The organism is Pseudomonas sp. PMCC200344, from assembly GCF_030053095.1.
GTDB classification, from domain to species: domain Bacteria; phylum Pseudomonadota; class Gammaproteobacteria; order Pseudomonadales; family Pseudomonadaceae; genus Aquipseudomonas; species Aquipseudomonas svalbardensis.
The window spans coordinates 5377792-5399957 of the sequence record NZ_CP125618.1; the positions used below are offsets into that span (position 1 = coordinate 5377792).

Annotated in this window: 26 protein-coding genes; 17 read left to right on the forward strand and 9 right to left on the reverse strand. The window is 59.0% G+C overall.

Annotated elements, in window-relative coordinates:
- The first annotated feature begins 5 nt into the window (after positions 1–5).
- Positions 6–1169, forward strand: coding sequence for a 1-acyl-sn-glycerol-3-phosphate acyltransferase (locus QFW87_RS24550; RefSeq protein WP_283189093.1), 1164 nt, complete (start codon positions 6–8; stop codon positions 1167–1169).
- A gap of 64 nt (positions 1170–1233) precedes the next feature.
- Here the strand turns inward: QFW87_RS24550 and QFW87_RS24555 are convergent, their stop codons facing one another.
- Positions 1234–1518 (reverse strand): hypothetical protein, encoded by a 285-nt coding sequence (locus QFW87_RS24555; RefSeq protein WP_283181631.1) that lies wholly within the window; start codon positions 1516–1518, stop codon positions 1234–1236.
- Positions 1519–1710: 192 nt separating this feature from the next.
- Here QFW87_RS24555 and QFW87_RS24560 point away from each other — a divergent pair, with 192 nt between their 5' ends.
- Positions 1711–1917, forward strand: coding sequence for a hypothetical protein (locus QFW87_RS24560; protein WP_283181632.1), 207 nt, complete (start codon positions 1711–1713; stop codon positions 1915–1917).
- A gap of 102 nt (positions 1918–2019) precedes the next feature.
- Here the strand turns inward: QFW87_RS24560 and QFW87_RS24565 are convergent, their stop codons facing one another.
- Complete coding sequence (locus QFW87_RS24565; RefSeq protein ID WP_150658977.1) at positions 2020–2604, reverse strand: YajG family lipoprotein; 585 nt, start codon at positions 2602–2604, stop codon at positions 2020–2022.
- A gap of 205 nt (positions 2605–2809) precedes the next feature.
- Here QFW87_RS24565 and QFW87_RS24570 point away from each other — a divergent pair, with 205 nt between their 5' ends.
- Together QFW87_RS24570 and mqo are read left to right on the forward strand one after the other, a co-directional pair.
- The gene (locus QFW87_RS24570) at positions 2810–3043 is read left to right on the forward strand and encodes a hypothetical protein (RefSeq protein ID WP_150658978.1); all 234 of its coding nucleotides are present in this window, start codon (positions 2810–2812) and stop codon (positions 3041–3043) included.
- Positions 3044–3782: 739 nt separating this feature from the next.
- Positions 3783–5291 (forward strand): malate dehydrogenase (quinone), encoded by a 1509-nt coding sequence (gene mqo, locus QFW87_RS24575; RefSeq protein ID WP_223429649.1) that lies wholly within the window; start codon positions 3783–3785, stop codon positions 5289–5291.
- A 67-nt stretch (positions 5292–5358) separates the two neighbouring features.
- Here the strand turns inward: mqo and QFW87_RS24580 are convergent, their stop codons facing one another.
- From QFW87_RS24580 to QFW87_RS24595, 4 genes are all read right to left on the reverse strand, one after another.
- Positions 5359–5646, reverse strand: coding sequence for a PA4642 family protein (locus tag QFW87_RS24580; RefSeq protein WP_008153397.1), 288 nt, complete (start codon positions 5644–5646; stop codon positions 5359–5361).
- A gap of 63 nt (positions 5647–5709) precedes the next feature.
- On the reverse strand, positions 5710–6195 hold the full coding sequence (locus QFW87_RS24585) for a hypothetical protein (RefSeq protein ID WP_283181633.1): 486 nt from the start codon (positions 6193–6195) through the stop codon (positions 5710–5712).
- A gap of 172 nt (positions 6196–6367) precedes the next feature.
- Positions 6368–6841: a WbuC family cupin fold metalloprotein gene (locus QFW87_RS24590; RefSeq protein WP_283181634.1), complete on the reverse strand. Its 474-nt coding sequence runs from the start codon at positions 6839–6841 to the stop codon at positions 6368–6370.
- Between the two features lie 4 nt (positions 6842–6845).
- On the reverse strand, positions 6846–7403 hold the full coding sequence (locus tag QFW87_RS24595; RefSeq protein WP_283181635.1) for a hypoxanthine-guanine phosphoribosyltransferase: 558 nt from the start codon (positions 7401–7403) through the stop codon (positions 6846–6848).
- Positions 7404–7569: 166 nt separating this feature from the next.
- Here QFW87_RS24595 and upp point away from each other — a divergent pair, with 166 nt between their 5' ends.
- Together upp and QFW87_RS24605 are read left to right on the forward strand one after the other, a co-directional pair.
- Positions 7570–8208, forward strand: coding sequence for a uracil phosphoribosyltransferase (upp, locus tag QFW87_RS24600; protein WP_150658982.1), 639 nt, complete (start codon positions 7570–7572; stop codon positions 8206–8208).
- 2 nt (positions 8209–8210) lie between these two features.
- A complete protein-coding gene (locus tag QFW87_RS24605; protein ID WP_076029807.1) occupies positions 8211–9485 on the forward strand; it encodes a uracil-xanthine permease family protein in 1275 nt (424 codons plus the stop codon).
- A 110-nt stretch (positions 9486–9595) separates the two neighbouring features.
- Here QFW87_RS24605 and hemH read toward each other — a convergent pair whose 3' ends face one another.
- Positions 9596–10621 carry a ferrochelatase gene (hemH, locus tag QFW87_RS24610; protein WP_283189094.1) on the reverse strand — a complete coding sequence of 342 codons (1026 nt, stop codon included), beginning with the start codon at positions 10619–10621 and terminating at the stop codon, positions 9596–9598.
- Positions 10622–10634: 13 nt separating this feature from the next.
- The gene (locus QFW87_RS24615; protein WP_283189095.1) at positions 10635–11537 is read right to left on the reverse strand and encodes a TIGR01777 family oxidoreductase; all 903 of its coding nucleotides are present in this window, start codon (positions 11535–11537) and stop codon (positions 10635–10637) included.
- 196 nt (positions 11538–11733) lie between these two features.
- Here QFW87_RS24615 and QFW87_RS24620 point away from each other — a divergent pair, with 196 nt between their 5' ends.
- The 11 genes from QFW87_RS24620 (at position 11734) to QFW87_RS24670 (ending at position 21590) form a co-directional block, all read left to right on the forward strand.
- The gene (locus QFW87_RS24620) at positions 11734–12720 is read left to right on the forward strand and encodes an NAD(P)/FAD-dependent oxidoreductase (protein ID WP_283181638.1); all 987 of its coding nucleotides are present in this window, start codon (positions 11734–11736) and stop codon (positions 12718–12720) included.
- Positions 12721–12849: 129 nt separating this feature from the next.
- Positions 12850–13809, forward strand: a complete 960-nt coding sequence (locus tag QFW87_RS24625; RefSeq protein WP_283181639.1) for a DUF523 and DUF1722 domain-containing protein — start codon at positions 12850–12852, stop codon at positions 13807–13809.
- A gap of 10 nt (positions 13810–13819) precedes the next feature.
- Complete coding sequence (locus QFW87_RS24630; protein ID WP_283189096.1) at positions 13820–14761, forward strand: MerR family transcriptional regulator; 942 nt, start codon at positions 13820–13822, stop codon at positions 14759–14761.
- A gap of 20 nt (positions 14762–14781) precedes the next feature.
- Positions 14782–16227: a deoxyribodipyrimidine photo-lyase gene (gene phrB / locus QFW87_RS24635; protein ID WP_283190950.1), complete on the forward strand. Its 1446-nt coding sequence runs from the start codon at positions 14782–14784 to the stop codon at positions 16225–16227.
- The gene (locus tag QFW87_RS24640; protein ID WP_283181641.1) at positions 16220–16642 is read left to right on the forward strand and encodes a nuclear transport factor 2 family protein; all 423 of its coding nucleotides are present in this window, start codon (positions 16220–16222) and stop codon (positions 16640–16642) included. Before phrB ends, QFW87_RS24640 begins: the two co-directional genes overlap by 8 nt.
- Positions 16639–17421, forward strand: a complete 783-nt coding sequence (locus QFW87_RS24645; protein WP_283189097.1) for an SDR family NAD(P)-dependent oxidoreductase — start codon at positions 16639–16641, stop codon at positions 17419–17421. Before QFW87_RS24640 ends, QFW87_RS24645 begins: the two co-directional genes overlap by 4 nt.
- Positions 17418–18665: an FAD-dependent oxidoreductase gene (locus QFW87_RS24650; protein ID WP_283189098.1), complete on the forward strand. Its 1248-nt coding sequence runs from the start codon at positions 17418–17420 to the stop codon at positions 18663–18665. Before QFW87_RS24645 ends, QFW87_RS24650 begins: the two co-directional genes overlap by 4 nt.
- Entirely contained in the window at positions 18662–19477 is an 816-nt protein-coding gene (locus QFW87_RS24655) for a DUF1365 domain-containing protein (RefSeq protein WP_283189099.1), read from the forward strand. Before QFW87_RS24650 ends, QFW87_RS24655 begins: the two co-directional genes overlap by 4 nt.
- The gene (locus tag QFW87_RS24660; protein ID WP_283181645.1) at positions 19464–20735 is read left to right on the forward strand and encodes a cyclopropane-fatty-acyl-phospholipid synthase family protein; all 1272 of its coding nucleotides are present in this window, start codon (positions 19464–19466) and stop codon (positions 20733–20735) included. The genes QFW87_RS24655 and QFW87_RS24660 overlap by 14 nt, the downstream gene beginning before the upstream one ends.
- Complete coding sequence (locus QFW87_RS24665) at positions 20728–21231, forward strand: DUF2878 domain-containing protein (protein ID WP_283189100.1); 504 nt, start codon at positions 20728–20730, stop codon at positions 21229–21231. The genes QFW87_RS24660 and QFW87_RS24665 overlap by 8 nt, the downstream gene beginning before the upstream one ends.
- A gap of 53 nt (positions 21232–21284) precedes the next feature.
- On the forward strand, positions 21285–21590 hold the full coding sequence (locus QFW87_RS24670) for a YkgJ family cysteine cluster protein (protein WP_046030160.1): 306 nt from the start codon (positions 21285–21287) through the stop codon (positions 21588–21590).
- Between the two features lie 34 nt (positions 21591–21624).
- On the opposite strand, the gene QFW87_RS24675 is transcribed toward QFW87_RS24670, so the two are convergent.
- Positions 21625–22143 (reverse strand): acyloxyacyl hydrolase, encoded by a 519-nt coding sequence (locus QFW87_RS24675; protein WP_283189101.1) that lies wholly within the window; start codon positions 22141–22143, stop codon positions 21625–21627.
- Positions 22144–22166: the final 23 nt, after the last annotated feature.

The following is a 22166-nucleotide window of genomic DNA, read 5'->3' on the forward strand; positions in this document are numbered from 1 at the left end:
GCATGATGGGCGAATTCGATGCCATCCGACCTTACAATGACAGCGAAGTCCCGGCAGTGCTGGACCGGCTGCTCGGCGACAAGGCGTTTCTAGATATCCTCATCCACTTCCGCTTCCCGCGTTTTGCCGGTGCTTTCGGCTGGATGCTCAAACCTCTTATAGCTCATCGGCTGCGCCGTGAGTTCGCCGGCGTTACATCGGTGGCCACGTTGCAGGACAAAGTCGAGATGTACGTCGACCACACCATCGAGCGAGCCACGGACGGTGTGACGTACACCGGCGTCGAGCAGTTCAGGTCCGGCAGCGCCTACCTGTTCATCGCCAACCATCGCGATATCGTAATGGACCCGGCCTTCGTCAACTACGCCGTGTACCACGCCGGCCTGCCGACACCGCGCATCGCGATCGGCGACAACCTGCTGCAAAAGCCCTTCGTCAGCGATCTGATGCGCCTGAACAAGAGCTTCATCGTGCACCGTTCGATCGCCGGTCGACGCGAGAAGATGGCGGCGTATCAGCTGCTGTCGGCTTACATCAACCACTCGATCCGCAAGGATTGCGCCTCGATCTGGATCGCCCAGGCCGAAGGCCGGGCCAAAGACGGCGACGACCGCACCGAGTCGGCCATCCTCAAGATGTTCCACATGAGCCGCAAGGACGAACCATTCGGCGAAGTCATTCAGTCGTTGAACCTCACCCCGGTGTCGATCAGCTACGAATACGACCCGTGCGATCAAGCCAAGGCTCGCGAGCTGTTTATCCGCGCCACCACCGGCAGCTACACCAAAGTGCCGGGCGAGGACGATGTGAGCATTGCCAAGGGCATCACCGGCTACAAGGGCCGCGTGCATGTGAACTTCGCTTCGCCGATCACCGAGCTGTTCGATGACACCAAGCAATTGGCGATCGAGATGGACCGGCAGATCCTCGGCGGCTACCGCCTGTTCCCGGTGCACTACCTGGCCTACGCCCAGTGGAAAGATGCAGACCCGCAATTGCAGGTGCCGAAAGCCGCTGAGGTGTTTGCGGCCGACGAACTGGCCAAGGCTCAGGAGCAATGGCAACAGCGTCTGGACGCTTGCCCTGAGGAGCATCGTCCGTTCATGGTCCTGCAATACGCGACGCCGGTGCGCAATCAGTACCGTGTGAAAGCAGGATTGCCGCTGTAACGTTTTTGGCGGGATACGACAACGGCGCCCTCGGGCGCCGTTTTCATTGCTGCGTATTTTGCTGTCAGAAGCGTGTACTGATCCACGACACCAGCAGCGCCAATCCCAGGCAGGCAAAACCGAATCGATAAAAAAACCGGTTCATGCGCAAGGTCGCCCCATCCAGCATCAACGTCGGTTCATCGATACGACGGCTCTGGCCTTGCGCTTCGAGAATGGCCAACGCGCGCTGTTCGCGGCGGCGAGTGGCATGCAGCAACCAGCCGCCCGGAAAGGCAAACAACAAGGCCAACAGGTTGATCAACTTGGCGGGATGGTTGGTAAACAGCGAAATCAAATGCAACGACATCACGGACCTCAGCAAAACAGGTGTGGCAGACGCCGAACCGACGACCGCGGCGCGAATTCTACTGAAAGCCTCGCCTCGTGCCCTTGCTTTCCGACAAGTAACGAACCATTTGACCGATTCCTGTCCTGTGTCACGGCGCCGTCATCTGAATACGCCAGTCTGGCGCCCCTCGAAACCGACACGGAAACCGTCATGTTGCACGCCGAAAACCAGGATCGCCTCTACCTCATTGCTCAAAGCGACGAACAACAAAACCTCGTTGGCAGCCTCGCCTTCAACGTCCAGGACCGCCACTGGCTGGTGTATTGCGCATTGGGTGGGCATCAGCATTCGGATTTGCCAGAGACGGATTTACTGACAGGCGTGAGTGTTCTGGATTTTTACTCCGAAGCAGCATGACACCGCTGCCCCCCTGTGGGAGTAGTCCCACCAAAAATCAGCAAGCATGAAAAAGCCCGGGGCCATTGCTGGCAACCGGGCTTTTTTGAACCCAGCGAATGTTTATTCGCCGAGAATCTGACCAATCGTCGGATCCTTGAACAGACGCGTCAACGCATCGCTCAGCACATCACTGACCAGCTTGGTATTGGTTTCCTGATTCGGCGCCATACCAAAACGTTGATCCAGGGACGCACCGTAACGCCCGCTGTAACGACGATTGGCATTCTGCACATCGGAGCGGAACGTCGCGCCGATGGTGGCCTCAGTCACGTACATGCCTTCTTTAGGCGACTGATACTTCAGCTCGGCCAGGGTCACGGTTATTTGCGGTGCATTCGGTGCATTGTTGGTTGGCGTAAAACCCAGCAACCGCACGGCCGCTTCGGCCTGAGCCTGCAACTTCGGCAGAATTTGCGCGCCCTGCACGGTGATCGCGCTGGTCTCAGGGTACAGGCCACCACGGGTGCCCAAAGTCGGCGACGGACGACCGTCCACCACACGCACCACCACCGGTTGACCATGACCGACCGGTGCCAGCTGAGTCGTCAGCTTGGGTTCCGGATTCAGTTGTTGCGGGCTGTGGGCGCAGCCGACCAGCGTCAAACTGGTCACAGTGATCAAACCGAACAACAGGCGTTGCAACATGCTCTTTTCTCCAGAATCAGGCACAAACAGGCCGGCAGTATAGCGGTGCGCCACTGCGGCTAACCAGCACCCCACAGTGAATACTGAAATGTCTGACAAACCCTTGGGAAGCCGGTTCCTGTCACACAGATGTCATCGCCCATACACTTTCACGTCACGGCTCGCTGGCAACCTTCACAGCAGTCACCCCACAAGGTACTTCGCCATGCGCTATCTCATCTCGCTGTTCAACCCACGTCCTCTGCATCGCTGCTTCGCCCTGCTCGACCGTAACGGCCACTGCCAGGCATTCAAACAGTGCAGCCTCCAGCCGATGGGTGATGACTGGGTCGAAATCGAAGAAATCCGTCTCAACTGGTTACACCATCCCCTGCCCCCTAGCGCCCGTGTCAGCCAGCGCCAGCCACGTGCGCGGGCTCAACATCTGTTGACCACCTGACCGAACACCTAATAAAAGTCATTAAACACGACCATTTCCCTACGTTTCTTCGCTACAATCTCCCCCCGATTATAAGGACGTCTCCTGATCGGGCCTCGCAGCATCGTCAATGCGCTTGTATTGACACCCCGCACCGCCCACAGAGAGCCGCCCACACAGATCGAGTGAAGCTGGCGCGCTTGCTGTTCCTTGAGCAAAACCCCCACTTTTCGCGAATCTGCAGAGCTGTCATTACGCTCGGTTACTGAGCTGTTTGCCCGTTTTGCCTGTCATGTATCCCATGGCGGCAATCCATCCGGGCACGGTGCCAGGCTGGGGCAGCCCTTTTTTGAGGTTCACGTCTTCAAAAGAGCGTGAAAAAAACGGGTTTTCACAACTTCACAAGAGTGTGGCGAGCAAATGAATAGTTTTGCGTCTGAATATGCACCATTAGCGTCTGAAACAGCCCAACGACACAGGACCGAGTACGCCTCGAACACCGGATCCTGAAGCCTGTCCTCTACGGATTTGGTTGCACAAACGGATGTATCGACCATAAGTCGAATTGCCAGCCGCGCGTTGAAGTGAGTTCATGTAACTCTTTTAGACCCGGCCGGTAGCGTCCGTCGAAGTTGCGAAAAATTGCGAAGATTCGGACATGGCGATACTGCCATGGGTACCTGGGGCATCACTGACACGCCCCTGAACGCCTGGCAGCCATGCCGACAATTTGGTGCTGCAGATTTTGGAGACGCGTTAAATGGCGCATAACGAAGCAGTCGACGTAGTACTGGTTGGGGCCGGCATCATGAGTGCCACCCTCGCTGTACTGCTCAAAGAGCTCGACCCCGCGATCAAGCTGGAAGTCGTCGAGCTGATGGATTCCGGTGCCGCGGAGAGTTCGAACCCGTGGAACAACGCCGGTACCGGTCACGCCGGGCTGTGTGAGCTCAACTACACGCCGCAGGCCGCCGACGGCACCGTCGACATCAAGAAAGCCGTGCACATCAACACCCAGTTCGAGGTGTCGAAGCAGTTCTGGTCCTACCTGACCAGGAAAAGCACCTTCGGCTCGTGCAAGACGTTCATCAGCCCGGTGCCGCACCTGAGCTTCGTCCAGAGTGACGATGGCGTTTCCTTCCTCAAGGAACGCTTCAAGACGCTGAGCAAGCACCACGCCTTCTCGGACATGGAATACACCGAAGACAAGGCCACCATGGCCGAGTGGATGCCGCTGATGATGCCTGGCCGGCCGGCCGACGAAGTCGTCGCCGCCACCCGCGTCATGAACGGCACCGACGTCAACTTCGGCGCCCTGACCAATCAACTGCTCAAGCACCTGACCAGCGCACCCGATGCCCAGGTCAAGTACTGCAAGCGCGTGACCGGCCTCAAGCGTAACGGCAGTGGCTGGACCGTCAGCATCAAGGACGTCAACAGCGGCAATTCCCGTGACGTCGACGCGAAATTCGTGTTCCTCGGTGCTGGCGGCGCGGCACTGCCGCTGCTGCAAGCTTCGGGCATCGAAGAAAGCAAAGGCTTCGGCGGCTTCCCGATCAGCGGCCAGTGGCTGCGTTGCGACAACCCGGAAGTGGTCAAACACCACCAGGCCAAGGTTTACAGCCAGGCGGCCGTGGGTTCGCCACCGATGTCGGTGCCGCACCTGGACACCCGCGTCGTCGATGGCAAGAAGTCCCTGCTGTTCGGACCTTACGCCGGTTTCACCACCAAGTTCCTCAAGCACGGCTCCTTCATGGACCTGCCGATGTCGGTTCGCGCCGGCAACATCGGCCCGATGCTGGCCGTGGCGAAAAACAACATGGACCTGACCAAGTACCTGGTCAGCGAAGTGATGCAGTCGATGGAACAGCGTCTGGATTCCCTGCGTCGCTTCTACCCTGAAGCGAAAGCCGAAGACTGGCGCCTGGAAGTGGCCGGCCAACGGGTGCAGATCATCAAGAAAGACCCGAAAAAGGGCGGCGTTCTGCAGTTCGGTACCGAACTGGTCGCGGCCAAGGACGGTACGCTTGCTGCCCTGCTCGGCGCTTCGCCAGGTGCGTCGGTGACCGTTTCGATCATGCTTGAGCTGATCGAGAAATGCTTCCCGAACAAAACTTCTGGTGAATGGGCTGCCAAGCTCGCGGAAATCTTCCCGGCTCGGGAAAAAGTTCTGGAAACCGACGCTGCGCTGTATCGCAAGATCAATGTGCAGAACAACGTCGCGCTGGAACTGGTTGAAGCCAGCAACGAGACCGAAAGCTACGCTTGATTCGGCCGCATAAAAAACGCCCCGTTCTTATTGAGAGCGGGGCGTTTTTTTGTGCCTTTAAAAGATCTTAACCGCGAGCCTTTTCGATCAGTTCGATGTACTCGGCCGCGTTGCGCTGATCCTTGATCAGGGCGACGAAGTCGTTGCCGTGCTCATCCTTGCCGTCCAGATCCAGACCGGCTTCGACGAAAAACGTCAGAAAACGCCCGAAGTCATCGATGCGCAGGCCGCGGTAGGCCTTGATCAGTTTGTGCAGCGACGGCGACGTGGCGTCGACCGGTTCGAAATCGAGGAACAGCTTGATCTGCTCATCGCCGATCTCGTCACCAATCACTTGCTTCTTATCTTTACGCATTGCCGACTCCAGCTCGCAGACATTTCACGGGACGGGCAGTTTACCCCTCCGCGGGCATAGGGCTCAACGCGGACGAACGCTGCCTGTGTGCAGATCGGCCCAGACATGGCCGTTGGCGTAGCTGAGGAACTGGCAATACACCGTGTCATTGCGCAACAAGTCGATCACCACCCGGTACTGGGCCATCGGGTAAAACAGCGTCAAGGTTTTGCTTTTGTCGTCGTAGATCGGCTTTTTCAGGCTTTTGCTTTCGCCATCGAAATTGACCAGCACCTGGTTGATGGTCGCGCCCTTGTTCAAGGATTTGCCCTTGAGACGGATCAGCAACGGTGAGGTCACCGGAATCGGCTGCTGGTTTGACTGGCGTTGACTGCCGACCACCACCGAGTACTCGGTGACCTGCAACAGCTGTTGCTGCTCGGGCTCCGCGTCACGCAGGGTCAAGTCATCGGGGGGCAGGAACTGCGCGTGCATCGGCGCCGGGGCGGCAGCCAGAGGCAGGCTGACGGTCAGCAACAGGGCGACGCAGCTGCGGATCAAAAGGCTCATGACAGGCTCCCAAGACGAGGCCGAGCACTGTAGCAGCTGCCGAAGGCTGCGTCCGGCTGCGCAGCAGTCGTAAAACAGGCAATGCGTTTTTTCAGTTAAACCGTGGGTTCAGATTCTACGGCTTCTGCGCAGCCGGACGCAGGCTGCGCCAGCTGCTACAGAAATCTGATTATCAATCGAACTGCGCGCGCATCCACGCGTGATACTCGGCCACACCCGGCTCGCCTTCGCGCGGTGCCCAGTGCGCAAGCTCACCCTCACCGACCGGGCGATAAGGGCCAGCCTTGCATTCGAACATCAGGCTGTCGGCTTCCAGTACCACCAGACCATGGAACACACCGGTCGGCAGATCCACGCCAACACAATCGCCACCGGCCTGCAGAATCTGTTTTTTCAGCACGGCGCCCGACTCATCGAAAATCAACAGGCCAAGCCGCCCCTTGAGGACCAGCAAGGTTTCGGCTTTGTTATCGCCCAGATGGCGGTGAGGCGGGATGTAGGTGTTCGGCTGCAACCCTACGGCCATGCGATGACAAGCGTCTTCCATCTGATGGAAGTTGTGATGCTGACGTCCGCGAGGATTGGCTGCGGCTTTCTCGGCCAATTCAGCGAACAGGGTTTGATCGAGAAAGCTCGGAGCGGTCATGTTCTTACATTCCTTTAACAGCAAAAATCCCGTTGGCGTTACGCCAGTAGCCTTTGTAATCCATGCCGTAACCGAAGATGTAACGGTCGATGCATGGCAGGCCGACGAAGTCGGCTTTCAGGTCCGGGCGAGCCTTGCGGTCGTGGTCCTTGTCGATCAGCACGGCGGTGTGCACAGCACGGGCGCCGGCGTGTTTGCAGAAGTCGATGATCGCGCCCAGGGTGTGACCTTCGTCGAGGATGTCGTCGATGATCAGCACGTCACGGTCGATGAACGACACTTCCGGCTTGGCTTTCCAGAACAGATCGCCGCCGCTGGTTTCGTTGCGATAACGAGTGGCGTGCAGGTAGGACGCTTCCAGCGGGAAGTTCAGATAGGTCAGCAGCTTGCCGGAAAAAATCAGCCCGCCGTTCATCACGCAGAACACCACCGGATTGCTTTCAGCCATCTGATCGTTGATTTGTGCACCGACACGGGCGATGGCCGCCTCGACTTCAGCTTCGGTGTACAGGCAGTCAGCCTCTCGCATGATTTGACGGATATGCTCGAGATCAGCAGACATGGCGCTCTCCAGGGGGGGTGACGGACTGAGGAAAAGCGGGCAAAGGTACGCATCCCTCACGGCCAGATCAAGCGTTTATGGACTAACGTACTCTATGTCTATAGGACAACACCCTCGGATAGATTAATCTAGGCCGGTTTTTTTGCCCGCCGCCGGAGCCTTTCCCATGCCCATCCTCGAGATCCGCCATCCGCTGATCCGCCATAAACTCGGCCTTATGCGCCGCGCCGACATCAGCACGAAGAATTTCCGTGAGCTCGCTCAGGAAGTCGGTGCCCTGCTGACTTATGAAGCCACCAAAGACCTGCCGCTGGAAAGCTACGACATCGAAGGCTGGTGCGGCACGGTGTCGGTCGAGAAAATCGCCGGCAAGAAAATTACCGTGGTGCCGATCCTGCGCGCCGGTATCGGCATGCTCGAAGGCGTGCTGAGCCTGATCCCGGGCGCCAAAGTCAGCGCCGTGGGTGTGGCTCGCAACGAACAAACCTTGCAGGCCCACACCTACCTGGAAAAACTGGTTCCGGAAATCAACGAGCGCCTGGCGATGATCATCGACCCGATGCTCGCTACCGGCAGCTCCATGGTCGCGACCATCGACCTGCTGAAAAAAGCCGGTTGCCGGGATATCCGCGCGATGGTGCTGGTGGCTGCCCCTGAAGGCATTGCCGCCGTAGAAAAGGCTCACCCGGACGTGACCATCTACACCGCTTCCATTGACGAGAGACTGAACGAACACGGTTACATCATCCCAGGCCTGGGCGATGCCGGTGACAAGATCTTCGGCACCAAGCAGAAGGACGCTTGAGCATGCAGCAAGAGTTCAACGATCCGCTCTGGCGCACGGTGCTGTCGGGTGCGCAGATGCTGTTCGTGGCCTTCGGCGCCCTGGTGTTGATGCCGCTGATTACCGGCCTCGACCCGAACGTGGCGCTGTTCACCGCAGGCCTGGGGACGATTCTGTTCCAGATCGTCACCGGGCGTCAGGTGCCGGTGTTCCTGGCGTCAAGCTTTGCCTTCATCACCCCGATCATTCTCGCCAAGGGCCAGTTCGGTCTCGCGGCGACCATGGGCGGTGTGATGGCGGCCGGTTTCGTCTACACCTTCCTCGGCCTTGCGGTGAAGATCAAAGGCACCGGTTTCATTGACCGTCTGCTGCCACCAGTGGTGATTGGTCCGGTGATTATCTCCATCGGCCTGGCCATGGCGCCAATCGCCGCCAACATGGCGATGGGCAAGGCTGGCGACGGCACCGAACTGATTCATTATCAGACGGCAATGCTGATCTCGATGCCAGCGCTGCTGACCACCCTGATCGTCGCGGTATTCGGTAAAGGCATCTTCCGCCTGGTACCGATCATCTCCGGCGTGCTGGTGGGTTTTGCGATGGCGTTCTATTTTGGCGTCGTTGATACGGCGAAAATTGCCGCTGCACCGTGGTTTGCGATCCCGCACTTCACCGCGCCGGAATTCAACTGGCAGGCGATTCTGTTCATCGTGCCGGTGGCCCTGGCTCCCGCCATCGAGCACATCGGCGGCGTGATCGCTGTCGGTAGCGTGACCGGTCGCGATTACCTGAAGAAACCCGGCCTGCACCGCACCCTGCTCGGCGATGGCATTGCCACCACCGCAGCCGGCCTGTTTGGCGGTCCACCCAACACCACCTATGCCGAAGTGACGGGCGCGGTGATGCTGACCAAGAACTACAACCCGAAGATCATGACCTGGGCGGCAATATTCGCCATCAGCCTGGCGTTCGTCGGCAAATTCGGCGCGCTGCTGCAAAGCATTCCAGTGCCGGTGATGGGCGGAATTCTGTGCCTGTTGTTCGGTTCGATCGCGGCGGTGGGCATGAACACGCTGATTCGCCACAAGATCGACCTGGGCGAAGCGCGCAATCTGGTGATTGTCTCGGTAACCCTGGTGTTCGGGATTGGCGGCGTCCTGGTCGGCACCGGCACAGGGCCGGACGACTTCGGCCTTAAAGGCATCGCGCTGTGCGCGGTGACGGCGATTGCGCTGAACCTGTTGCTGCCAGGTAATGACAGCTGGAAGCACAAGAAGGCGAATGAATCGTTGCTGTAACGGCTTGAGATCTTTGCTGCCAGTTAGATTGCTTTCGCGAGCAGGCTCGCTCCCACAGGTTTTGTGATCGACGCCGATCCAATGTGGGAGCGAGCCTGCTCGCGAAGCTTTTAAAGCGCCAGCGGCGCTCGCTCGCACAACGTGCTCAACGCCCGCGCCCACTGCGGATCGTCGTTGAGACACGGCACCAGCACCAACTCCTCCCCTCCCGCCTCGTGGAACTGCTCTTTGCCGCGATCACCGATCTCTTCCAGCGTCTCAATGCAATCGGCGACGAATGCAGGGCACATCACCAGCACTTTCTTCACGCCCATTCCAGCCAACTCATCGAGGCGTGCTTCGGTGTAGGGCTCAATCCACTTCGCCCGGCCCAGACGCGACTGGAACGACACCGACCACTTGCCGTCCGCCAAGCCCATGCGCTTGGCAAACTCGGAGGCGGTGCGAAGGCATTGGGCGCGGTAACAGGTGGCCAACACTTCGGGGGATGCGTTCTTGCAGCAGTCTTCATTCTTGAAGCAATGCTGCCCGGTCGGATCGAGCTTGGTCAGGTGCCGCTCCGGCAAACCGTGAAAACTCAGCAGCAGGTGATCGTGATGCTGTTCCAAATAGGGCTTGGCACTGGCGACCAGCGCATCGAGGTATTCCGGCTGATCGTAGAACGGCTGGAGAATCGAGAACTGTACGTCGAGCTTCTTCTCGCGCACCACTCGTTTGGCTTCTTCGATTACCGTAGTCACGGTGCTGTCAGCGAACTGTGGATAAAGCGGCGCGAGAGTGATTTTTTTGTAGCCCTGGGCGGCCAGCTGCACCAATTTCGACTCAATCGACGGTTCACCGTAACGCATCGCCAGCTCCACCGGTCCGTGGGTCCACTGGGCTGTCATGGCCTGTTGCAGGCGACGGCTGAGCACCACCAACGGCGAGCCCTCCTCCCACCAGATCGAGGCGTAGGCGTGGGCAGACTGCTCCGGGCGCTTGAACAGGATCAGCGACACCAGCAAACGTCGCACCGGCCATGGCAGGTCGATCACATACGGGTCCATCAGAAATTGATTGAGGTAACTGCGCACATCCGCCACCGAGGTGGAGGCCGGTGAGCCCAGATTGACCAGAAGCAATGCGTGATCAGTCATGCAACGTCCTATTTCAAAGGCGGCTGGAAAGGTCGTCCAGAGCCGCGCGCAAATCGGTGAACTGGAAAGTGAAACCCGCTTCCAGCAAGCGAGCCGGTACGGCCTTCTGGCCGCCCAGCAACAGCAATGACAATTCGCCCAGACACACCTTTAACGCCAGGGCCGGCATCGGCATGAACGTCGGGCGGTGCAGCACGCTGCCCAATGTCTTGGCAAACTCGCGGTTGCGCACCGGCTTGGGCGCGCAGGCATTATAAGGACCACTGGTGTCTTCCTGATGCAGAAGAAAATCAATCAGGGCGATTTGATCGTTGATATGGATCCACGGCATCCACTGCCGGCCACTGCCGATAGGCCCGCCCAGCCCCACTTTGAAGGGCAGCAACAGCCGCGACAAAAAGCCGCCCTCGGCCGACAACACCAGCCCGGTACGAATGAAGATCACGCGAATGCCCAAGCCTTCGGCACGCTGGGCGGTTTCTTCCCAGGCGATGCACAACTGGCTGGCGAAATCATCGATGACCGGTGGAGACTTCTCGGTCAATTCCCGCTCGCCCCCGTCACCGTACCAACCGACCGCAGACCCCGAAATCAACACCTGCGGTTTTTGTTCACGGGTTTCGAGCCAGGCCAGCAGGGTTTCGGTCAGGGTGATGCGACTGCTCCACAACAGCGCTTTGCGTCTGGTTGTCCAGGGGCGATCGGCAATCGGTGCACCCGCGAGGTTGATAATCGCATCCACCGACTCCTGGCCGATGTCCTCGAGGCGGGCCACTCCGCGCACTTGGGCACCGCAGGTTTTCGCGACTTTTTCAGGCTGGCGACTCCAGACCGTCAGGCGATGACCCTGACTCAACCAGAGGCGGCAGAGTTGACGTCCTATCAAACCAGTACCGCCGGTCAGCAATATGTGCATGACTACTTCCTCGCGTAGCGTTTTACTCTGATCACTAGTCTATTTTTATAAGCAGGGATCTTTGGTATCGGGCAGGCTCTGTGATTAACAATAGGCCAAGCTGTCAGAACGAGAACGCTAAAAGTTATACCAAAAAACAATATTGTACAGGTTTAAACCACGGCGTAGTCTGTACAGAAAGGTAAACGAGGCCCCTATGACTGTACCTATCGCAATCATCGGCACCGGCATCGCCGGGCTCTCCGCCGCCCAGGCCCTGACAGAGGTCGGGCATGTCGTTCAACTTTTCGATAAAAGCCGCGGCAGTGGCGGACGCATGTCAAGCAAGCGCAGCGATGCGGGTGCTCTGGACATGGGCGCGCAATATTTCACTGCCCGCGATCGCCGCTTCGTCACTGAAGTCCAGCGCTGGCAAGGCAACGGCTGGGTCGCTGAATGGATGCCGCAGCTCTACACCTACCATGGCGGCCAGCTCAGCCTGTCGCCGGACGAACAGACGCGCTGGGTCGGCACGCCGCGCATGAGCGCCATCACCCGCGGCCTGCTCGGCGACCTGGAAGTGCATTTCGCCTGCCGCATTACCGAGGTCTATCGCGGCGAGGAGCACTGGCATCTGCAGGACGCCGAAGGCTTCACCCACGGCCCGTTCAGTCATGTGATTATCGCCACGCCAGCGCCTCAGGCGACTGCACTGCTGGCCTCCGCGCCGAAACTCGCCGGTGCCGCCGCCGGGGTGAAAATGGACCCGACCTGGGCTGTCGCGCTGGCGTTCGAGACACCGCTGGATACGCCCATGGAAGGCTGCTTCGTACAGGACAGCCCGCTCGACTGGCTGGCTCGCAACCGCAGCAAACCTGGACGTGACAACACCCTCGACACCTGGGTCCTGCACGCCACCAGTGCCTGGAGCCGGCAACATATCGACCTGCCCAAAGAAGCAGTGATCGAGCAATTACACGGCGCATTTGCCGAGCTGCTGCACAGCGCCATGCCTGCCCCGACCTTTAGCCTAGCTCACCGCTGGCTCTACGCCCGCCCCGCCAGCAGCCATGAATGGGGAGCCCTGGCCGATGCCGATCTGGGCCTCTATGTGTGTGGCGACTGGTGCTTGTCCGGTCGTGTCGAAGGCGCCTGGCTCAGCGGCCAGGAAGCCGCCCGCCGTTTGCATGCGCATCTGCAGTGAATCGCAGCTCCTAAGGGAGCGACGGCAAAAACCTATACAAATAATTTGACTTGTACACCTTTGAATCTATGATGAAACCATGTTGTACAGAATTAACGCTCTGTACAGGTTTAGATTCGAGGTGCTCCGATGCCCCACGTCACCGTGAAACCGAAGATCGCCATCAGCGCCTGCCTGATGGGCGCAGAAGTGCGTTACAACGGCGGGCACAAGGCGTCGCGGCTGTGCTGTCACACCCTCACTGACTATTTCGATTTTGTCCCGGTTTGCCCCGAAGTCGCCATCGGCCTCGGTATTCCTCGGGAGCCGATCCGCCTGGTTGGCGATCCCGAACATCCCGAGGCTGTCGGCTCCGTCAACCCTGAGCTCAATGTCACCCGGCCGCTCGCCGAGTACGGACAGAAAATGGCCGCGGAACTGGGCGATCTCTGCGGCTACATCTTCATGCAGAAATCCCCGTCATGCGGCCTGGATCGGGTCAAGGTCTACCACGCCAACGGTGCGCCGGTGGACGGTGGTGGCCGTGGCATCTACGCCCAGGCGTTCTGCGCGCGGCATCCGGATTTACCAGTTGAAGAAGACGGCCGCCTCAACGACCCGGTGCTGCGCGAAAACTTCCTCACCCGCGTGTTCGCCTATAGCGCCTGGCAGCAGTTGCTGCGCGACGGCCTGACTCGTCGTGGCCTCACGGACTTTCACTCGCGCTACAAATACCTGCTGATGGCCCACAACCCGATGCAATACAAAACCCTGGGCAATCTGCTGGGCAACATGGGCCAGATCGATCCGAATGAACTCGGCCCACGCTATTTCAGCGAGCTGATGACGGCCTTGAAAAAATGCGCCACACGCCGCAGCCACACCAACGTCCTGCAACACATCAGTGGCTATCTCAAACAGGCCATCAGCCCTGAAGACAAACAGGAAGTGCAGCACGTCATCGGTCAATACCGCCACGGCATCGTGCCGCTGGTGGTGCCGTTGACGCTGCTCAAACACTACTTCCGTCAACACCCGGATCCATACATTGCGCAACAGGTTTACCTGCAACCGCATCCGGAAAATCTCAGCCTGCGAAACGCGATCTAATGACAATCCAATGAAAAGCCCACTCGACACCAGCGCCAGCGAAGACCTCGGCGCCGACTTCAAGAAAGCCCTCGACGAAGGCTGGCTGCCGATCCGTGAGGTCGCGCGCCAGACCGGCGTCAACGCCGTCACCCTGCGGGCCTGGGAACGGCGTTATGGCCTGATCGTTCCGCAACGCACGCCCAAGGGGCATCGGCTGTTCTCTGCCGAACACGTTCAACGCATCCTGACGATCCTCACCTGGCTCAACCGCGGCGTGGCCGTCAGCCAGGTCAAGCAACTGCTCGACACCCCGCAAGCCTTTACCGAATCCGTCGAAAACGATTGGCAAGTGATGCGTCATACGCTGCTGCAAGCGGTCACTCAACTGAACGAACGCACCCTCGATGACACCGTCAATCAGGCCATGGCGTTGTATCCACCACGGACCTTGTGCGCACAACTGCTGATGCCATTGCTGGCTGAATTGGAGCAACGCTGGCAAGGCCAGTTCGGCGCGCAGATGGAGCGGGTGTTTTTTTACTCCTGGTTACGCAGCAAATTTGGCGCACGCATCTACCATAACAACCGTCAGTTACGCACCGCGCCACTGTTGTTGATCAATCAATCGGACGTGCCACTGGAACCACACCTGTGGCTGACCGCCTGGCTGATCAGCAGCGCCGATTGCCCGGTGGAAGTGTTCGACTGGCCACTTCCCGCCGGCGAACTCGCGCTGGCGGTCGATCACCTGCAAGCCCGCGGCGTACTGCTGTATTCCAGCAAAGCCATGAACCTTTCACAGCTGCCGAAACTTTTGAATGGCGTCAGTTGCCCAAAAATGATTGCCGGACCAACGGTATGCATCCACCACGCCGAGTTGCCCGTAAAAACTACTGAGATCGCTGATTTGTTCTTGGCCGAAGACCCGTTAACGGCCCATCAAGACCTGGTTCAGCGTGGACTAATTTAATGAAACGTACGGACACCACCATGCAATTGATCTGGTTGCGCAGCGACTTGCGCCTACATGACAACACCGCCCTTTCGGCCGCCGCTGCTCGCGGCCCGACTGTGGCGGTGTATCTGCTGAGCCCGGAGCAATGGCTGGAGCACGATGACGCGCCGTGCAAAGTGGATTTCTGGTTGCGCAATCTTGGCGAGTTGAGCCGTACGCTGGGCGAACTGAATATTCCTTTGCTGATCCGCACGGCATCACGCTGGGATGAAGCGCCGAAGGTGCTGCTCGAACTGTGTCAGCTATTGAAGATTGGCGCGGTGCACCTCAACGAAGAGTACGGCGTTCATGAAAGCCGTCGTGATGACGCCGTGGCCGAGTCGCTCAAGGCCCATGGCATCGACGTCTATAGCTACCTCGATCAACTGCTGTTCAAACCGGGCAGCGTGCTGACCAAGACCGGCACTTACTTTCAAGTCTTCAGCCAGTTCCGCAAAGTCTGCTACGACCGTCTGCGTGCGTCGTTACCAGGGCTGGTCGTCGCACCCGCGGTTCAGGCGCCACTTACTATGCGCAGCGACAAAATCCCATCAAGCGTTGAAGGTTTCAAAACGCCGTTCCACAGTTTGCGCACACTCTGGCCGGCCGGTGAAGCCGAAGCCCGGCGCCGTCTCGACACCTTCGCCGACGCCCAGATCGACTATTACAAAAACGAGCGAGACTTCCCGGCCAAACCGGGCACCAGTCAGCTCTCGGCTTATCTCGCCGCCGGGGTGATTTCCCCTCGCCAATGCCTGCACGCCGCCCTGCAAAGCAATCAAGGGGAATTCGAAAGCGGTAAGGTCGGCGCGGTGACCTGGATTAACGAACTGCTGTGGCGCGAGTTTTACAAACACATTCTGGTGGGCTACCCACGGGTCTCGCGTCACCGTGCTTTCCGCCCGGAAACCGAAGCCCTGGCCTGGCGCGACGCCCCGGAAGAACTGCTGGCGTGGCAAGAAGCCCGCACCGGCCTGCCGATCATCGACGCGGCCATGCGCCAATTGCTCGAAACCGGTTGGATGCACAACCGACTGCGCATGGTCGTGGCGATGTTTCTGACCAAAAACCTGCTGATTGACTGGCGTGAAGGCGAGCGCTTTTTCATGCGGCACCTGATCGACGGCGACCTCGCGGCGAACAACGGTGGCTGGCAGTGGAGCTCGTCCACCGGCACCGACTCGGCGCCCTACTTCCGGATTTTCAATCCGTTGAGCCAATCTGAAAAATTCGACAGCGAAGGCGTATTCATCAAGCACTGGCTGCCGGAACTGGCCGGGTTGAACAAAAAGGAAGTGCACAACCCGGCCAACCTTGGTGGGTTGTTCGGCGTGGCAGATTATCCGTCGCCAATCGTCAACCTAAGCACCTCGCGCCAACGAGCACTGGCCGCGTTCAAGAACCTGCCAACACGACAACAGGCCGGAGGACACGATGAGTGATTTCCTGCGCCGTTTTGCCCAACAGTTTGCAGCCTTGGACAAAGACTGCCTGCAACACCTCAATCAGCTCTACACCCACGACGTGCACTTCACTGATCCTCTGCACGAAGTTCAGGGCCTAGTGCAAATGCGCAGCTACTTCAACGAGCTCTACGCCAACGTCAGCGATCTGCACTTCGACTTTCATGGCTTCGACCAGATCAGTGAAGGCGAGGGCTATTTGCGCTGGGTCATGAGTTATCGCCATCCGCGCCTGGCCAGCGGTCAGTTGATTCGGGTCGATGGCTGCTCGCACCTGCTCTGGCGCGATAAGGTTTATCGCCACCGGGATTACTTCGATGCCGGGGCGCTGCTTTACGAACATGTACCCGTATTGGGTCGGGCGATTGCCTGGCTGAAAAGGAGAATGGGATGAGTTTTACACCTCCACGGCGATATTGGTTAACCGGCGCCAGCAGCGGCATTGGCGCCTCGCTAGCCGAAGAAATACTGAAAACCGGCGCCCACGTCGCCGTCAGCTCACGCTCGGCGGCGGTGCTGAAAGTCTTGTCCCTGCGTTATCCGGGGCAAGTGCTGGTGGTGCCCGGTGACTTGACCAACAGCCAGACAGTCCGCGAAATCGGCGCGCAAATTGCCGAAGACTGGGGATCCCTGGACACGGTGATTCTCAACGCAGGCACCTGCGAATACGTTGACGTTCACCAATTCGATTCGTCGATTGTCGAGCATGTGGTGCGCACCAATTTGCTCGCCAGCGCGTACTGCATCGAGGCGGCCTTACCGTTGCTGCGCAAGGGTACCGCGCCACACTTGGTGGGCGTCGCCAGTTCGGTGACGTACTTGCCGCTACCCCGCGCCGAAGCCTATGGCGCGTCAAAGGCCGGGCTGCGCTACTTGTTCGAATCGTTGCGCATTGATCTGGCGCCGGAAGGCATTGAAGTCACCGTGGTCAGCCCGGGGTTTGTCGAGACACCGTTGACGGCGAAGAACGATTTCCCGATGCCGCTCAGTTGGCCTGTGGATAAAGCTGCGAAGCACATCTTCGCCAAACTCAAAAACCGCCCACTGGAGATCGCGTTTCCCGGACTGTTCATGGCCGCGCTCTGGCCGCTGTCAAAAATGCCCAACAGCGTGAAACTGGCCATCGGCAAGCGCATGGTACGCAGCAGTCCGCCGATCAAGGATGTCCCTTGAACATCGCCATCATCGGCAGCGGGATCTCGGGGCTGACCAGCGCCTACCTGCTCAATCGCAGGCACGAGATCACCCTGTTCGAGGTCAGCGACTGGGTCGGTGGTCACACCCACACGGTGGACGTGACTGTCGATGGCCAGCGCTATGCAGTGGACACCGGTTTTATTGTGTTCAACGACTGGACCTACCCCAATTTCATTCGCCTACTGGGCCAGCTCGGCGTGGGCTTCAAACCCACCGAGATGAGCTTCTCGGTCACCGACCCGGACTCGGGCCTCGAGTACAACGGCAACAACCTCAACAGCCTGTTCGCCCAACGTCGCAACCTGATGTCGCCAGGGTTCTGGGGCATGTTGCGCGACATCCTGCGGTTCAACAAAGAAGCCCAGCGCGACCTCGAAGAACAACGGATCGCCGCCGACACCACCCTCGATCAATACCTCAAGGCCGGCGGCTACGGCGAGCGCTTTATCCTGCATTACATCGTGCCGATGGGCGCGGCGATCTGGTCGATGTCCATGGCCGACATGCTCGGTTTCCCGTTGCAGTTCTTCATCCGGTTTTTCAAGAATCACGGCTTGCTGTCCGTCAGCAATCGTCCGCAATGGAGTGTGATCGAGGGTGGTTCAAGCGCTTATGTCGCACCTCTGACCGCGTCTTTTAAAGACAAGATCCGCCTCAATTGCCCAGTGACCCGCGTTGAACGCGATGAAGACGGCGTCGTTATCCACAGCGCCGCCGGCAGCGAGCGCTTTGACAAAGTGGTGTTCGCCTGCCACAGCGATCAGGCCCTCAAACTGCTGGCCAAACCGAGCAGCGCCGAACAGTCGATCCTTGGCGCCCTGCCCTACGCCGACAACGAAGTGGTGTTGCACACCGACACGCGCTTGCTGCCGGTGCGAAAGCTTGCCTGGGCCAGTTGGAATTATCGCCTCGGTGGTCCCGGTCACACGCTGGCCGCCGTCACTTACGACATGAACATTCTGCAAGGCATTCAGAGCGACACCACGTTTTGCGTCAGCCTCAATCAGAGTGCAGGCATCAGCCCGAACAAAGTGCTCGCCAAATTCACCTACGCCCATCCGCAATACAGCTTGGCTGCCGTCGCCGCGCAGGCACGCTGGGATGAATTGGACGGCGCGCAGCACACTTGGTTTTGCGGCGCTTATTGGGCCAGTGGTTTCCATGAAGACGGTGTGGTCAGTGCGCTGCGGGTTGCTCGCTCGCTGGGAGAAGAGTTGTGAACAGCGCCCTTTACAGCGGCTGGATCGCCCATCGGCGGTTTGCCCCGCGGCGCCATGAATTCCGTTACCGGATCGGTCTGCTGTACCTGGACCTCGACGAACAGGACGCGGTGCTTGGCTTGTCGCCGCTGTCGGGCACCAGCCGTTTCGCGCCGTTCTCGTTTCGCGAAACCGATTACTTGAAAGCCTTCACTGGCAGTGGCACGCGCTTGATCGACGCGGTACGCCAGCAAGTCGCCGAGGTAATCGGCCATGTGCCACACGGCTCGATCTGCCTCCTGACCCAAGCCCGCAGTTGGGGCCTGTCGTTCAACCCAGTGAGTTTTTTCTACTGCCATGAGGCCGACGGCCAACTGGCGGCGATTCTCTGCGAAGTCACCAATACGCCCTGGCGCGAGCGTTACCACTACGTGTTACCGGCCAAGGCACCGACGAACGTGCAGGACTTCCACCAGCATTTCGCCGTGGCAAAGGCGTTTCATGTGTCGCCGTTTCTGCCGCGCGACATTGAATACCGCATGAGCTTCAGCCCCGCAGCGCAAAAACTCGGCGTGCACATGGCGGATTGGCAAGGCGAACTGAAACTGTTCGACGCCACACTCAACCTGCACCGCGAAGCCCTCACCCGCGGCAGCCTGCACCGTTACTTGCGGCGCTTTCCGTGGATGACCGCGAAAACCTGTCTGGCGATTTATTGGCAAGCCGTGCGCTTGCTACTGAAACGCGCGCCGATATTTGCTCATCCGGCTGCCGATGGCAGATTTCAGACCACCATTGTTCCCCCCAAGGATCGCCGCCATGAAACCCTCTAGTGTCTCGGCCAAAACCAACCTGTTAAGTACCAACGGCCTGACCGGATCGTTGCTGCGCCGTGGTGTGTTGCGGCAGATGGCGCAGCTCAAACACGGGCAACTGGTGGTCTTCGAAGACGGCGAACGGCACGTCTTCGGTACCGCCGGTAGCCATCCCGTGGGCGAAATCCATATCCTCGACGCCGCGGCCTGGGGACTGGTGGCGAGTAACGGCTCGATTGGCGCAGGCGAAGCGTTTATCCACGGCTACTGGAGTTCGCCGGATTTGACGGCAGTGGTGCGTGTCTTCGTCAGCAACCTTGACGTGCTGGATGCGCTGGAAGGTGGACTGGCAAAACTGAGCCGCCCGTTCGTGCAGAGCCTGCACTGGCTCAATCGCAACACACGCAAGGGCTCGCAGAAAAACATCGCGGCACATTACGACCTCGGCAATGACTTGTTCGAGCAGTTTCTCGACCCGACCATGATGTATTCCGCCGCGCAGTTCCTCACCCCTGAAGACACCCTGGAACAGGCGCAACTGAACAAGCTCGAACGTATCTGCCAGAAACTCGCGCTGCAACCCAGCGATCACCTGCTGGAAATCGGCACCGGCTGGGGCAGCATGGCGCTTTACGCCGCCCAGAATTACGGCTGCAAAGTCACCACCACCACGCTGTCGAAAGAGCAGTACGCCTTTACCGCGCAACGGATCGAAGCCCTGGGTTTGCAAGACCAGGTCACACTGCTGCTGTCCGATTATCGCGACCTGACCGGGCAGTACGACAAACTGGTGTCGATCGAGATGATCGAAGCGGTTGGTCATCGCTTCCTGCCGACCTACTTCAAGCAATGCGCGCAGCTGCTCAAGAGCAACGGCTTGATGCTGTTGCAAGCGATCACCATCCGCGAGCAGCGCTACGAACAAGCCAAGAGCAATGTCGATTTCATTCAGCGTTACATCTTCCCCGGCGGCGCCCTGCCCTGCGTGCAGAAAATGCTGGAGATTGTCAGCCGTGACACCGACATGAACCTACTGCACATGGAGGATTTCGGCCTGCACTACGCCCGAACCTTGCGCCTGTGGCATGAGAATTTTCGCCGCGCCCACGGTCGCTTGAGCGAAATGGGCTACGACGACTATTTCCTGCGGCTGTGGGAATTTTATCTGTGCTACTGCGAAGGTGGTTTCCTGGAACGCACCATCGGCACGGCGCAATTGCTGCTGGCCAAACCCGCCGCGATGCCGGCGCCGCTGCTCGGCCGATTCGATGCTTGAACGATGGGCAAATGCCGCGCTGTTTCAGGTCGGCTGGTTTGCCTGCGTGATCGGAGGCAGTGGTCTGTGGTTGCTGGTGGCGTTGGCGGTGTTGGTGATTCATCTATTGTGGATAAGTCGCTGGGCTGATGAAGGCCGACTGATCCTCAGCGTGGTGCTGCTGGGAACGACGGTCGACAGTTCGTTGCGCTGGCTGGGGGTGTTCGACTTCAACGATGTCGCGCCGCTGATTCCGATGTGGCTGATGCTGTTGTGGGCGTTGCTGGCAACCACTTTGCGACATTGCCTGCAATGGACCGCCAATCCCTGGTGGCTCGGCAGCCTACTAGGCGCCGTCGGTGGACCGTTGTCGTATTACGCGGGTGGACAATTGGCCGGGGTACAATTTCCCTATGGACAATGGCCGACACTGATCGGCATCGGATTACTGTGGGCGCTGCTGTTTCCCACGCTGCATTACATGGCTCAGCGGCTGGCGTCCAATACTCACAGCTGAGCGTCCGTCAGGCCTTTCACACAGCCCCGGCCCACTGCCTTACACTGCGAGCCATGAAAACCATTCCCCACACACAAATCGCCGAACCGGTGGTCACCTGCTCGACCTGCGCCGCTTGCTGCTGCCAGCTCGAAGTCATGCTGATCACCGACACAGGCGTGCCCGAACGTTTTATCGATACTGATGACTGGGGTGGGGAAGTCATGTTGCGTCTGGATGACGGTTGGTGTGCTGCGCTGGATCGCAACAGCATGATGTGCACCATCTATGAAAAACGCCCGCTGATCTGCAGGGAGTTCGAGATGGGAGCGCCTGAATGCATCGACGAACGCCAGGGGATTACCACGGCGTATCGCTGAACTCAAACCCACCCCCATTGATTGGGCAGTGTGCTTAGAGCGGCATCGTGTAATGCAGCGCGTAGCTTTCTACACCATCGTTCGGGCTGCTCAGCCCGGCATTTGAATAGTGCGTCGCACGAATCCCGACTTCATGTCCGCCCGTAAAGCGCAGCCCAAAACCGAACCGGTCTTCAAACTGAAAGGCATTGCCGAGATTGTTGTTTTCGACTTCGGTATTGGCGAACACCGCAACGCCAACGCCCAACTCCAGGTAGGGTTTAACGGTCTGCCCGGCAAACTCGTAAACCAACACCGGGGAGAACGACAGGCTGTGGTTGCTGGAGGTCTTGTCGCCCTCCCAATAGGTGTAGGCACCGCTCCAGTAACCAGTTAAACGACCGATATCACTCTGCAACCAGCTCTTGTCCCAATCGAATTGCATGCCCAGTCGATAGGTCATGGTCGACTCGCTAGTCTGGCCGACCGCGAACTCCACGCCTGCCGCCTGTACGGTAAAACTGTGCCCCATCAGTGCGGCCGCAATCGCGGCCAAGCAGAATAGTCGCTTCATTAGAAACATCCTTTTCCGAACGA

Coding starts and splice junctions, on each gene's coding strand:
- QFW87_RS24550 (WP_283189093.1), top strand. CDS start 6: ATGGGCGAATTCGATGCCATCCGACCTTACAATGACAGCGAAGTCCCG.
- QFW87_RS24555 (WP_283181631.1), bottom strand. CDS start 1,518: ATGTCGTTGCATTTGATTTCGCTGTTTACCAACCATCCCGCCAAGTTG.
- QFW87_RS24560 (WP_283181632.1), top strand. CDS start 1,711: ATGTTGCACGCCGAAAACCAGGATCGCCTCTACCTCATTGCTCAAAGC.
- QFW87_RS24565 (WP_150658977.1), bottom strand. CDS start 2,604: ATGTTGCAACGCCTGTTGTTCGGTTTGATCACTGTGACCAGTTTGACG.
- QFW87_RS24570 (WP_150658978.1), top strand. CDS start 2,810: ATGCGCTATCTCATCTCGCTGTTCAACCCACGTCCTCTGCATCGCTGC.
- mqo (WP_223429649.1), top strand. CDS start 3,783: ATGGCGCATAACGAAGCAGTCGACGTAGTACTGGTTGGGGCCGGCATC.
- QFW87_RS24580 (WP_008153397.1), bottom strand. CDS start 5,646: ATGCGTAAAGATAAGAAGCAAGTGATTGGTGACGAGATCGGCGATGAG.
- QFW87_RS24585 (WP_283181633.1), bottom strand. CDS start 6,195: ATGAGCCTTTTGATCCGCAGCTGCGTCGCCCTGTTGCTGACCGTCAGC.
- QFW87_RS24590 (WP_283181634.1), bottom strand. CDS start 6,841: ATGACCGCTCCGAGCTTTCTCGATCAAACCCTGTTCGCTGAATTGGCC.
- QFW87_RS24595 (WP_283181635.1), bottom strand. CDS start 7,403: ATGTCTGCTGATCTCGAGCATATCCGTCAAATCATGCGAGAGGCTGAC.
- upp (WP_150658982.1), top strand. CDS start 7,570: ATGCCCATCCTCGAGATCCGCCATCCGCTGATCCGCCATAAACTCGGC.
- QFW87_RS24605 (WP_076029807.1), top strand. CDS start 8,211: ATGCAGCAAGAGTTCAACGATCCGCTCTGGCGCACGGTGCTGTCGGGT.
- hemH (WP_283189094.1), bottom strand. CDS start 10,621: ATGACTGATCACGCATTGCTTCTGGTCAATCTGGGCTCACCGGCCTCC.
- QFW87_RS24615 (WP_283189095.1), bottom strand. CDS start 11,537: ATGCACATATTGCTGACCGGCGGTACTGGTTTGATAGGACGTCAACTC.
- QFW87_RS24620 (WP_283181638.1), top strand. CDS start 11,734: ATGACTGTACCTATCGCAATCATCGGCACCGGCATCGCCGGGCTCTCC.
- QFW87_RS24625 (WP_283181639.1), top strand. CDS start 12,850: ATGCCCCACGTCACCGTGAAACCGAAGATCGCCATCAGCGCCTGCCTG.
- QFW87_RS24630 (WP_283189096.1), top strand. CDS start 13,820: ATGAAAAGCCCACTCGACACCAGCGCCAGCGAAGACCTCGGCGCCGAC.
- phrB (WP_283190950.1), top strand. CDS start 14,782: ATGCAATTGATCTGGTTGCGCAGCGACTTGCGCCTACATGACAACACC.
- QFW87_RS24640 (WP_283181641.1), top strand. CDS start 16,220: ATGAGTGATTTCCTGCGCCGTTTTGCCCAACAGTTTGCAGCCTTGGAC.
- QFW87_RS24645 (WP_283189097.1), top strand. CDS start 16,639: ATGAGTTTTACACCTCCACGGCGATATTGGTTAACCGGCGCCAGCAGC.
- QFW87_RS24660 (WP_283181645.1), top strand. CDS start 19,464: ATGAAACCCTCTAGTGTCTCGGCCAAAACCAACCTGTTAAGTACCAAC.
- QFW87_RS24665 (WP_283189100.1), top strand. CDS start 20,728: ATGCTTGAACGATGGGCAAATGCCGCGCTGTTTCAGGTCGGCTGGTTT.
- QFW87_RS24670 (WP_046030160.1), top strand. CDS start 21,285: ATGAAAACCATTCCCCACACACAAATCGCCGAACCGGTGGTCACCTGC.
- QFW87_RS24675 (WP_283189101.1), bottom strand. CDS start 22,143: ATGAAGCGACTATTCTGCTTGGCCGCGATTGCGGCCGCACTGATGGGG.